9 protein-coding genes are annotated in these 10,764 nt (G+C 65.4%); 2 read left to right on the top strand and 7 right to left on the bottom strand.

Going from position 1 to position 10,764, the window contains the following annotated elements; translation table 11 throughout:
• Positions 1-288 precede the first annotated feature (288 nt).
• Genes C3E99_RS04125 through C3E99_RS04115 form a run of 3 tightly spaced genes read right to left on the bottom strand, consistent with a single transcriptional unit; the run spans position 289 to position 2,812 of the window.
• On the bottom strand, positions 289-1,446 hold the full coding sequence (locus tag C3E99_RS04125; RefSeq protein WP_234002594.1) for a GldG family protein: 1,158 nt from the start codon (positions 1,444-1,446) through the stop codon (positions 289-291).
• Positions 1,443-1,835, bottom strand: coding sequence for a hypothetical protein (locus tag C3E99_RS04120; protein WP_234002593.1), 393 nt, complete (start codon positions 1,833-1,835; stop codon positions 1,443-1,445). The genes C3E99_RS04125 and C3E99_RS04120 overlap by 4 nt, the downstream gene beginning before the upstream one ends.
• On the bottom strand, positions 1,832-2,812 hold the full coding sequence (locus C3E99_RS04115) for a cysteine synthase A (RefSeq protein WP_067105585.1): 981 nt from the start codon (positions 2,810-2,812) through the stop codon (positions 1,832-1,834). Before C3E99_RS04115 ends, C3E99_RS04120 begins: the two co-directional genes overlap by 4 nt.
• A 193-nt stretch (positions 2,813-3,005) precedes the next feature.
• On the opposite strand from C3E99_RS04115, the gene C3E99_RS04110 reads away from it, so the two are divergent.
• A complete protein-coding gene (locus C3E99_RS04110; RefSeq protein WP_076074586.1) occupies positions 3,006-5,144 on the top strand; it encodes a TonB-dependent receptor in 2,139 nt (712 codons plus the stop codon).
• A gap of 42 nt (positions 5,145-5,186) precedes the next feature.
• On the opposite strand, the gene C3E99_RS04105 is transcribed toward C3E99_RS04110, so the two are convergent.
• On the bottom strand, positions 5,187-6,605 hold the full coding sequence (locus C3E99_RS04105) for an MFS transporter (protein WP_104959449.1): 1,419 nt from the start codon (positions 6,603-6,605) through the stop codon (positions 5,187-5,189).
• Between the two features lie 285 nt (positions 6,606-6,890).
• Between C3E99_RS04105 and C3E99_RS04100 the strand changes: the two genes are divergently transcribed.
• The gene (locus C3E99_RS04100) at positions 6,891-8,366 is read left to right on the top strand and encodes a M81 family metallopeptidase (protein ID WP_076074585.1); all 1,476 of its coding nucleotides are present in this window, start codon (positions 6,891-6,893) and stop codon (positions 8,364-8,366) included.
• 58 nt (positions 8,367-8,424) lie between these two features.
• Here C3E99_RS04100 and C3E99_RS04095 read toward each other — a convergent pair whose 3' ends face one another.
• The 3 genes from C3E99_RS04095 to C3E99_RS04085 are packed head-to-tail and all read right to left on the bottom strand — an operon-like array spanning position 8,425 to position 10,698.
• Complete coding sequence (locus C3E99_RS04095; RefSeq protein ID WP_076074583.1) at positions 8,425-8,943, bottom strand: MaoC family dehydratase; 519 nt, start codon at positions 8,941-8,943, stop codon at positions 8,425-8,427.
• Positions 8,944-8,956: 13 nt separating this feature from the next.
• On the bottom strand, positions 8,957-9,499 hold the full coding sequence (locus tag C3E99_RS04090; RefSeq protein ID WP_083675036.1) for a MaoC/PaaZ C-terminal domain-containing protein: 543 nt from the start codon (positions 9,497-9,499) through the stop codon (positions 8,957-8,959).
• Positions 9,499-10,698, bottom strand: coding sequence for a CaiB/BaiF CoA transferase family protein (locus C3E99_RS04085; protein WP_076074582.1), 1,200 nt, complete (start codon positions 10,696-10,698; stop codon positions 9,499-9,501). Before C3E99_RS04085 ends, C3E99_RS04090 begins: the two co-directional genes overlap by 1 nt.
• Between the last annotated feature and the right edge of the window lie 66 nt (positions 10,699-10,764).

Here is a 10,764-nt window from a genome sequence, read left to right as displayed (position 1 = left end):
TCTCCGATTCCTGCCTATCAAGAGTCGTTCGGGGTGGAAAGGGGTATTTTAGGGTGAAACCGGGTATTCACGCCCCAAATTGGCGATTCCGAGGTAAATCGAGCGCCAGAACGGGCGCGCGGACGCCCGAAAGCGCTTCCGGCGACAGATCATGGATCGAAACGGATTGGCCATTATCCCTGTTCGGCAGCCAATTGATCCCCGGCGAAAGCCCGGTCCACGCGTGGCAGCGCTTCGCAATCTGGACCCCGGCTTTCGCCGGGGAGCCGTATCGGGATTCAACGCGCCCTAACCGGCCGCCGGCCGTATCCACAGCGGGCGGAGCCAGCCTTGCGCGTCGTCCCGTCCGGCAAGCCGCGCCGCGATCCATTCGATCGTGTCGGCTTTGCGCAGATGCGCGGCCCAGGGCGGGACCGGCTGCCACAGCGGCGCGAACAGCAGGTCGGCGTCGCCGACCAGCCATGCCTGCCCCCGTCCGATCGGACAGGCGGCGACGCGCGCGCCCGCAAAGCTGCGGCATCCGGGCGGCAGGCGCGCGAAGCGCCCGGCGCTGAACAGGCGCAGCCGCGCGCCGTCGACATCGACCGGCCGCGCCGCGCGGTCGCCCGGCGGCGCGGCGTCCAGCGTCACGCCCCAATGATCGAGCAGCGGCGTGAGCAGGCTCGTGACCGGCGGATTGCGCGGGTCGCCGAGCGGATGCGCGGGCGGCCATCCCGACAGCGCGTCGGCGAGCACGACCGCCCGGCCTCCCCCGCGCACGAAGGCGTCGATCGCCACCAGTTCGCGCGGCGCGAGCGCGCGCGGGTGCGCGAGCAGCAGCGCGCCGCCCGGCGGCGGCGGATGGTCGACAAGACTGTCGACGAGGCGGACCGGCAGCGCCGCCTCGATCGCACGGAGCGCCGGATCGTCCTGCGACCCGTCGGCGATCATCGCCGCGATGCTGCCGCCACCGGTCCAGCGCAAGGGCAGCCCGGTCAGCATCGTCGCAGGCGCCGCCGTGTGGAAGGCCGGGCGATAGAGCGGTGCAAGCGCGGCGTGGCCGGCGGCAAACCAGCCGACAGCGAGCAGGAGCAGCGCGGCGACCCGAAGGCCGGCATGCCGGCGCCAGCGGATGATTGCGCCGCACAGCCACGCGGCGGCGGCGCCCCCGACGGCGACCAGCGCGACCCCTCCCCCATCGACCGCGCGCGCCAGCAGAAGGGTGAGCAGACACTGGATCGCCGCGAGCGACAGCAGCGCAATCAGGACGCCGCGCCGTCGCGCGGGGGCCGCATAGTTACGGCGCCACCAAGCTAGCAGCGCCAGCGGCGGCACGAGCAGCGGCAGCGCGAGCGCGGGGTCGATCCGGCCGAGCATGGCCTGCCCGCCGGCGAACCAGGCGAGCGCCGCGGCAAGCGCCGCGACCGCGAGCGCCGGCCACAGCGACCCGCGGGCCGATGCCGTCACCGCTTCGACTGGCGAGCGCGGGCGAGTTCGGGATCGGGTTCGAGGTCGGGCACGGTCGCCACCGACGGCGGTGCCTGCGGCACCTTGATCGCGGCCCCCGCATTATCCTCCTTCGACACCGGCTGGACCCCCAGGTCCTCGAGCGGCGCACTGCCGCTGCCAGCCTCTGCGCCGGGCAGGCGGACCGCGGTGGCGGTCGCGACGTCCTTGGCCGCATTCTCACGCGCCCGGTCGCCGATCACGCCCGCCAGCCCGACGAGCAGCAGCACGGTGACGACCCCCGCGATCCCGATCTGCAGCCGGCGCATCGTGTCATGGACCGGCACCGCGTCGGCGGGCGCCGACGCCGGTCCGCTCGCGACCGGGGACCGGATCTCCGGCCGGGTCACGCCGCCGCCTCCGCGAGCCCTTTGCTCGCGAGCCATTCGGGGTTGTAGAGCGTCGAGAGATAGCGAAAGCCGCTGTCGCACAGGATCGTCGCGATCCGCTTGCCGGGGCCCAGTTCGCGCGCCAGCGCCATCGCGCCCGCGACGTTGATCCCCGACGAAAGGCCGAGGCACAGCCCCTCTTCGGCGAGCAGGCGGCGCACCACCGCCAGCCCCTCCGCATCGGAAATGCGGAACTGCGTGTCGATCGGCGCGCCGTCGAGGTTGCCGGTGATGCGGTTCTGGCCGATCCCTTCGGCGACGCTCGACCCCTCGGGCTTCAGTTCGCCGCACTTGTAGTAATTATAGAGTCCGGCGCCGTGCGGATCGGTCAGCGCGATGGTGATCGCCGCGTCCTTGGCCTTCAGTCCCAGCCCCGTTCCGGCGATCGTCCCGCCGGTCCCCGCGGCGCAGGTGAAACCGTCGACGCGGCCGTCCATCTGCCGCCAGATCTCCTCCGCCGTGCCGAAGATATGCGCCTTGCGGTTGGCGATATTGTCGAACTGGTTGGCCCAGATCGCATTGTCGGTCTCTTCAGCGATGCGGCGCGAGGTGTGGACGAAATGGCCGGGATTGGCGAAGGGCGCGGGCGGCACGAGCACCAGTTCGGCGCCGAGCGCGCGGATCGTCGCCATCTTCTCGGCGCTCTGGTTGTCGGGCATGACGATGATCGTCTTGTAGCCGAGCGCGTTGCCGACGAGCGCGAGGCCGATGCCGGTGTTGCCCGCGGTCCCCTCGACGATCGTGCCGCCGGGTTTCAGGCTGCCGTTCGCCTCGGCGTCGCGGATGATATAGAGCGCCGCGCGGTCCTTCACCGATCCGCCGGGGTTCGCATATTCGCACTTGCCCCAGATTTCGCAGCCCGTTTCCTCGCTGGGCCCCTTCAGCAGCACCAGCGGGGTGTTGCCGATCAGGTCCAGGCTATTTTCAGCGATGGTCATGCCCCCGATCTAGGACGACGACCCATGCGCCGCAAGACAGCTTCGCTTGGCCGGCCCATCGGCTGGCTTTGTCGACCAACGGGGCATCGGGTCCGACCAACGACAGTGCGCAGCCGTCCGAAGACTTGCCTTGGTGATATTATATCATTACTGCGACGACGCTATCGCTTCGAAACAGCAACGGGAATCCTCCATGCGTCTGTCATCCTCCGCCGCCGGCCTCACCCTCGCGCTCGTCCTTTCGGCTCCGGCCTTCGCGCAGGACCGCACCGCGAGAGGCGTTGGCGACGACCTGCACACCGACCAGCCGATCGTCGTGACCGCCCCCTATGTCCGCAGCCTCGACATCCTCGGCAACGTCTCGGTGCTCGAAGGCGACGAGCTGGCCCGCGACATCCGCGGACAGATCGGCGACAGCCTGACCCGCCAGCCCGGGGTGTCGGCCACCAGCTTCTCCCCCGGCGCCTCGCGGCCGGTGCTGCGCGGCTTTTCGGGCGAGCGCGTGCGCGTGCTGACCGACGGCATCGGCTCGATCGACGTTTCGAACACCTCGGCCGACCATGCGGTGACGATCGACCCGCTGACCGTCGAGCGCATCGAGATATTGCGCGGCCCCGCGGTGCTGCTGTTCGGCAGCCAGGCGATCGGCGGCGCGGTCAACCTGTTCGACCGCCGCATCCCGCGCAAGGTTCCGGCGGACCATGTCCATATCGACGCGATCGGCGGCTATGCGACCGCGGCCGACGACCGCAACCTCGGCGGCTCGATCGACGTCGCGCTGAGCCCGCAGGTCGTCGCGCACCTCGACGGAAGCTGGCGCAAGACCGACGACATGCGCGTCGGCGGCTATGTCAACGCACCGGGGCTGCGCGGCCAGCTGCTCCACCTCGCCGAGCATGCGATCGAGGACGGCCACGTCGACGAGGCGGCGGAGCTGACCGCACAGGCGAACCGGCGCGGACGGATCGCCAACACCGCGAGCGAGACGTGGACGGCGGCGGGCGGCCTGTCGCTGATCAACGACGGCGGGCAGCTCGGCATCTCGGTCAGCTATTTCGACACCGGCTATGGCGTCCCCGAACGGCCCGACACCGCGCACGACCACGGGGACCACGACGACCACGATCATGACGACGACGATCACGGGCACGAAAATGGCGAAGGCCCGGTGACGATCGGCATGAAGCAATGGCGCGCCGACCTGCGCGGCGAGGTCGAGCTGGGCGACGGCTTCTTCGACAAGCTGCGCCTGCGCGGCGGCTATGCCGATTACCAGCATACCGAATATGAAGGCGACGAGGTCGGCACGGTCTTTTACAACAAGGGGGTCGAGGGACGGCTCGAACTGGCGCAGAACGATCGCGGCGGCTGGCGCGGAGCGAGCGGGGTGCAGTTCAGCCACCGCGATTTCGACGCGGTGGGCGCCGAAGCCTTCGTCCCGCGCAACCTGACCGACCAATATGCGCTGTTCACGCTTCAGGAATGGACGGCGGGGCCGCTCGGCCTCGAGGCGGCGGCGCGCTTCGAAAGCACCAGCGTCCGCGCGCCGGCGCTGGGCATCACGCGCGCCTTCGACACCTTCTCGGGCGCGCTCGGCGCCAATTACGACCTGACCGAGGCGGTAAAGCTGGGCGTGTCGGTGGCCCGCGCGGTGCGCGCGCCGTCGGCGGAAGAGCTGTTCTCGAACGGTCCGCACATCGCCACCCAGTCGTTCGAGCTTGGCGACGTCAACCTCAAGCGCGAGGCGAGCTGGGGCGCCGAAGCCTCGCTCAAGCTGCGCAGCGATCCGGTGAATTTCAGCCTTTCGGTCTATTCGAACTGGTTCGACGATTTCATCTATTCGGATGCGACCGGCGCCGAGGAGGATGGCCTTCCCGTTTTCCGCTATTTCCAGCGCGACGCGCGCGTCTGGGGTTTCGAGGCGGAGGCGAGCGCGCGACTGGCGCAGATCAGCGGCTTCGCCATCGTCGGCGACGTCACCGCCGACATGACGCGCGCGAAGATCAAGGGCGGCCCATATGTGCCGCGCATCCCGCCGCTGCGCATCCTGGGCGGGATCGAGGCGCAGGGCGACCGCGTCGATGCGCGCGCCGAGGTCGAATGGACCGACGACCAGACCCGCATCGCGGCCTTCGAGACGCCGACCAAGGGCTTCACGCTGGTCAACGCGTCGATCAGCTGGCGCCCGCTCCCCGAGGCGCGGCATCTGATGCTGTCGCTGGCGGCGAACAATATCTTCGACGTCGACGCGCGGCGCCACGCGAGCTTCACCAAGGATTTCGTGCCCCTCGCCGGCCGCGACATCCGCCTCACCGCACGGGCGAGTTTCTAGGGCCCGCTTCGATCCGGTCGAAACGGAGCCCGGGAACGGAGCCTAGGAGGAAATATCCTCGATCGACCGGTCCTGCGTTTCCGGCCCGAACCACCAGACGAGCAGGGCCGCGGCGGAGAAGCACAGGGCGCAAGCGATGAACGCGCCGGTATAGTCCCATTTCAGGATCAGGGCCGAGATGAGCAAGGGGCCCGAAACGGCCGCGATGCGCCCCACGGTCGAGGCGGTTCCCAGCCCGGTGGAGCGCGCGCGGGTCGGAAACAGTTCGGGCGTATAGGCGTAGATCGCCGTGGCGACCGAAACGAGGAAGAAGTGCATCGCCGCTCCGGCCGCGACGACGAGGACATATGTGGACGCCTGTCCATAGAGGAACGCGGCCACCGCGACGCACAACAGCGCGATGATGATGACGATCTTGCGCCCGAACCGCTCCATCGCCTGTCCCGTTATCCAGCCCGCCGGTATGCCCGCCATCGTGATGAGAACTCCTGTCCCGATGGATGCGGTAATGCTCATCCCACGGTCGACGAGGAATTTTCCGACCCAGACGCTGATCCCGTAATAGGCCAGCAGGAACAGGAACCAGAGCGACCAGGCAAACAAGGTTCGTTGCGCATAGCCGGGCGCGAACAGGGTGCGGAATCCGCCGTGTCCGGTTATGGCACTCGCGACTTTTCCGTCCGATTTCGGCGATGGAAGCGGCTTTCCATATGCATCCGCAACGGCAGCTTCGAAGCGCCGCATGGCGTGCTCCGCCTCGTCGTGGCGGCCCGAAGCCTCGTACCAGCGCGGGGATTCCGGCAAGTTCCGGCGGATATACAGCGCGGCCAGCGCGACGACGAACATGACGACGAACATCGCCCGCCACCCCAGCGAAGTGCCGATGAGCGAAATCACGCCAAATGATGCCAGCGTGAAGAGGACGACCGAACTTTGCGACGCGACGTGCATCCATCCGCTGATGCTAGCGCGGCGATTGGCGGGCATGATCTCGGCGACCAGCGCGAACACCGCGGGCAGTTCGGCGCCGAGCCCCAGACCCGTGACGAACCGGAAAAAGCTGAAGGACCAGATATCCCAGGAAAAGGCTGTCAGCAGGCTCGCCGTCCCCCAGATCAACATGCTGTGGATCAGGATTTTCCTGCGCCCGAAACGGTCGGACAGATATCCGGCGGCCGTGGCGCCGACGCCGACGCCTGCGAAAACCGACCCGCCGGCAATACCCGCCTGCTGGACCGTCAGACCAAGATCGAGCGTGATAGCCGAGAGCAGGTAGGACAGCATGACGAGATCGACGGCGTCGGCGGCAAAGCATGTCGCGAGAATGACCGCGAGCCACCGTTGATAGCCGGTAAATGGCAGGCGCTCGAAACGCTCCGACAGCGAATATGCAGTCGGCCGGTCGGGCCGGGCAAGATGGCCGACGCCATGATGATCGGGGTTCTCATGCTTGTTTTTCATATGGCTGCCACTCCCATGTGGGCCGCGATCCTGAGGGCGTACCCGTTTGATTTGCTTGTTCGAGGCGTCGAATTGACGAAAATCCCGGGTTCATCCGGACACGGCGAGCCGCTTCGCTGCGCCGCAAGGCCGCGCGGGCCGGGTTTGCAGCCGTTCGGTATCAGTGCGGGATTCGACCGGCTTCGCTCCCCTTTGGTTGAAGCATGAAAATTTTATAGATACGGTTTTATTTCTGTCAAGTTCGGTTTATCCGGACAGTATCGACAATCTGGACGGGGACGGCGCATGCCACGAATCGCCATCGGAGGCTTTGGTCACGAAACGAACAGCTTCGTTTCGCATCGCGCGGATTATGCGTATTTCGCGGACCATCGCGACCGTCCCCCGCTGGTCCGGGGCAGCGCCATCTTCGACTGGCTGCGCGACGGCGTGTTCCCCATCACCACCTTCATCGAGGCCATGCGCGACGAGCATGCGCTGATACCGCTCGCATGGGCGCATGGCGGCGCGGGGGGACCGGTCACCGATGACGCGTTCGAACGCATCACCGGCGAACTGGTCGGACGCCTCTCCGAAGCCATGCCGGTCGATGCCGTCTATCTCGACCTCCATGGCGCGATGGCATCCATTCCCTTCGAGGATGCCGAAGGGGAATTGTTACGGCGCGTTCGGGCCGTCGTCGGCGACAGACCGATCGTCGTCAGCCTCGACTATCATGCCAATATCACGCCGGAGATGGTCGAGCATTGCGACGGCATGGTCGTGTTCCTGACCTATCCGCACGTCGATCGCCGGGAAACGGGGGAGCGCGCGGCAAAACTGCTTTCGAGCCTGCTGGGCAAGCCGCGTCCGGCGGGGCGCGCCATCCGGCATATGCCGTTTCTCATTCCAACGACCTCGCAATGCACGCTGGTCGAACCCTCGCGCAGTATTGTCGCGGAATCGCGATTGCTCGACGGCGATGTGCTGAGCCTTTGCTATGCCGCCGGATTTCCGCCTTCGGACCTGTTCTGGTGCGGCCCGACCGTGGTGGCCTATGCTGACAGCCAGACCGAAGCCGATCGCGTTGCCGACGCCCTGACGGAACTGATCGTGTCGCGCGAGGCGGATTTCGATGCGACATTGCTGACGCCCGCCGAAGGCGTGGCGCGTGCGATCGCGATATCCCGGACGGCCTCCCGACCCGTTGTACTGGCCGACGTGCAGGACAATCCGGGAGGCGGAGGCAGCGCCGACACGACGGGAATTCTTCGTGCGCTGCTAGAGGCCGGGGCGAGCAACGCGGTGGTCGGAATCCTCTGTGACGCCGACGCCGCAGCGGCGGCGCATGCGGCCGGAGAGGGATGCGAGATCGAAATAAGCTTGGGCGGGCATGTCAGGGTGGACGGCGTGGAGCCGGTCCGCGCCTGCTATAAGGTGAAGGCGTTGGGCACCGGCCGGTTTCGCACCAGCGGCGCCGTGGCTGGCGGGCTCGATGTCGATCTGGGACCGATGGCCCTGCTGACGGTCGGTGGTACGGAGATCGTGGTCTCGTCGAAGCGGATGCAGGCGATGGACCTCGAACCGTTTCGCCATCTGGGGGTCGAGCCGGCCGAACGGGATATCGTCGTGGTGAAGAGCGCGGTCCATTTCCGGGCGGAGTTCGGCCCGATCGCCGAACAGGTGCTCCTCATCAAGGCGCCGGGCGCCTTCGCCGACGATCCTGAAGATTATCCCTACGAACGCCTGCGCAAGACGGTGCGCCTGCGTCCGTGCGGGTGACGTCGAACGCTATCAGTGCCTGCGGCCAAGCTGATGAAAGGCGATGCGGCTGGGCTGGTCAGTACCCCGCCGCGCGATAGGGACCGTGGCCCTTGCGATAGACCAGAAACTTGCGCTCGAAACGGCAGACCTCGTCGCCGTGCTGGTTGTGGGCGCGGGTCCGGACATGCAGGATCCCCTGGTCCGGACGCGATGCCGATTCGCGCTTGCCCAGAATTTCGGATTCCAGAAGGATCGTATCCTCGGCATAGACCGGCTGGAGAACGACATCGGTCAGGCTCAGATTGGCGACGACCTTGCCGAAGGTCTTGGTCGTCATCGCCATCATGCTCAGCAGGTAGGTTTCGGCGACCTGCATTTTTTCCCCGCGCACCGCGCGGGCATAGTTGCGATCGACGAGGTGCGGGGTAAGGTCCAGCGATTGCAGCGCATGCTTGTGGCAATCGCCCTCTTCGAACGTCCGGCCCGGCCGATGTTCGAAAACCTGGCCGACCTCGAAATCCTCGAAGTCGACGCCGTAGCATTCAATATATGTATCCTCGGCCTGTCGGCGCAGGAAATTGAATGATTCCTTCATCCTGTCCAGCTTTCTAATAGTTATTTTCCGAAAACGGGAGAGATTCCTTCCTGTATATCAGGCTATCATATTGCATTTCGCAGAAGACAATGTCCTTCTGATTGATCCCATATGTCATGACAGTCACTTTTCCGCATCGGGCATCATCATATTGCGAAGTGTCCATGATCCGGCTTTCACTGTACAAGGTATCGCCGGCGAAGATCGGTGCTTTCATCGTGATATGATCCCAGCGGATGATCGCCTTGCGCCTGTTGAAAGTTTTCCACGTCATCCCGATCAACCGCTGGATCATGGCAGTCGTGACCATCAGCGGCGAAGAAAACTCGGTTTGCGCGGCATATCGCGCGTCGTAATGCAACATGGCCTGGTTCAACGTGTCCATGCAGTCGTCGATATTGTCCTGCTGGGTAATCGTATAACCCGGACGATGCCGGAAATGCTGGCCTGCCCGGAAGTCTTCGAAATCGAGGCCGAAGCGTTCCCGGTACCGGTCTTTTCCGACAGGAACATAGGCCGGGAACATCATGTCCCCCGTCTCGCTTTCTCTCGTCATCAGATCACCCCCGACAGTTCGAGGTCGCGTATGGCGTTCTCGTCAAAGCCGATGTCGCGAAGAAGGCTGCTGGTATGCTCTCCCAGCGCCGGCGACATTTTCAGGTCGAGGCGGTCGGCCCCGAAATTCATCGGGCTGCCCAGGATCTTGAAATCCCTCCCCCCGTCTCGAGCTATGGTCCGTATCCGGCCGGATTCAGTGACGAAGGGATTCTCCATCGCCTGCCTTACGTCGTAAACGGGCGCGACCGGGACTTTTCCATCAAAAACAGATATCCATTCGAACGTCGTTTTCCGGCTGAAGACATCATCCAGAACGGCGGTCAGCTCGTCCCGAACATCATATCGTTTCGAGAATGTCTCGTAACGCGGATCGTCCGCAAGATCGCCTCGCCCAATCTTCTCGCACAATATCCTCCAGAATTTCTCCTTGTTGCACATGACATAAATCCATCCGTCCTTCGTCCTGTACAATTGGCAGGGCGTCAGCGAGGCATGGGCCGACCGCGGCAATCGCTGTTGATTGTGGCCGGAATTCAATTGCCAATGCGCGATGTAGTTGAGGTTGTAGAGCGCCACGTCGAACAGGTTAATGTCGACGTCGCGGCCCCGTCCCGTCTGCCTGGCTTCCAGCAGGGCGGCCACCGTGGCGCAGGCGAGCGCCAGTCCCGACATGAAATCGACGATCGAGAGCCCGAACCGCGTCGGCGGCGTATCTGGCTCTCCCGTCAGCGAGAAGAAGCCGGCCTCGGCCTGCATCATATAGTCGTATCCGGGCCAGCCCGCCCGCTCGCCGGTGCGGCCGTAGGCGCTGATATGTCCGCAGACCAGTTTGGGATTGAAAGCCTTCAGATGATCGTAGGTAAGGCCGAGTTTCTCCGGAACATCGCCGCGCAGATTGCCGACGATCGCGTCCGCATTCTCGACCAGGCGGTGCAGGATCTGCCTGCCGCGATCCTGCGTCAGGTCGATGGTCATGCTCTTCTTGTTGTGATTGAGACCCTGATAGAAAATGCTTGCCGAGCATTCCGGCATGTCGTCCAGAAAGAAGGGACCGACCGAGCGCGAAATATCTCCGCCATCGCGCGGATTTTCGATCTTGATGACTTCCGCGCCCATGTCGACGAGATACTGGGTGCCGATCGGCCCGGCGCCATATTGCTCTACGGCCAGAATGCGGACGCCGTTTAACGGAAGCATGATGAGATTCTCCAGGAATGAGCGTGAGATGCCGGGGGCCTCATGGGGCGGGCCGACGGGACGATG

The sequence above is a fragment of the Sphingopyxis sp. MG genome, from assembly GCF_002953155.1.
Lineage (GTDB): Bacteria > Pseudomonadota > Alphaproteobacteria > Sphingomonadales > Sphingomonadaceae > Sphingopyxis > Sphingopyxis granuli.
The sequence above is the reverse complement of the archived record's forward strand: the minus strand, read 5'-3'. Positions and strand labels throughout refer to the sequence as shown.

Coding starts and splice junctions, on each gene's coding strand:
- C3E99_RS04115 (WP_067105585.1), bottom strand. CDS start 2,812: ATGACCATCGCTGAAAATAGCCTGGACCTGATCGGCAACACCCCGCTG.
- C3E99_RS04110 (WP_076074586.1), top strand. CDS start 3,006: ATGCGTCTGTCATCCTCCGCCGCCGGCCTCACCCTCGCGCTCGTCCTT.
- C3E99_RS04105 (WP_104959449.1), bottom strand. CDS start 6,605: ATGAAAAACAAGCATGAGAACCCCGATCATCATGGCGTCGGCCATCTT.
- C3E99_RS04100 (WP_076074585.1), top strand. CDS start 6,891: ATGCCACGAATCGCCATCGGAGGCTTTGGTCACGAAACGAACAGCTTC.
- C3E99_RS04095 (WP_076074583.1), bottom strand. CDS start 8,943: ATGAAGGAATCATTCAATTTCCTGCGCCGACAGGCCGAGGATACATAT.
- C3E99_RS04090 (WP_083675036.1), bottom strand. CDS start 9,499: ATGACGAGAGAAAGCGAGACGGGGGACATGATGTTCCCGGCCTATGTT.
- C3E99_RS04085 (WP_076074582.1), bottom strand. CDS start 10,698: ATGCTTCCGTTAAACGGCGTCCGCATTCTGGCCGTAGAGCAATATGGC.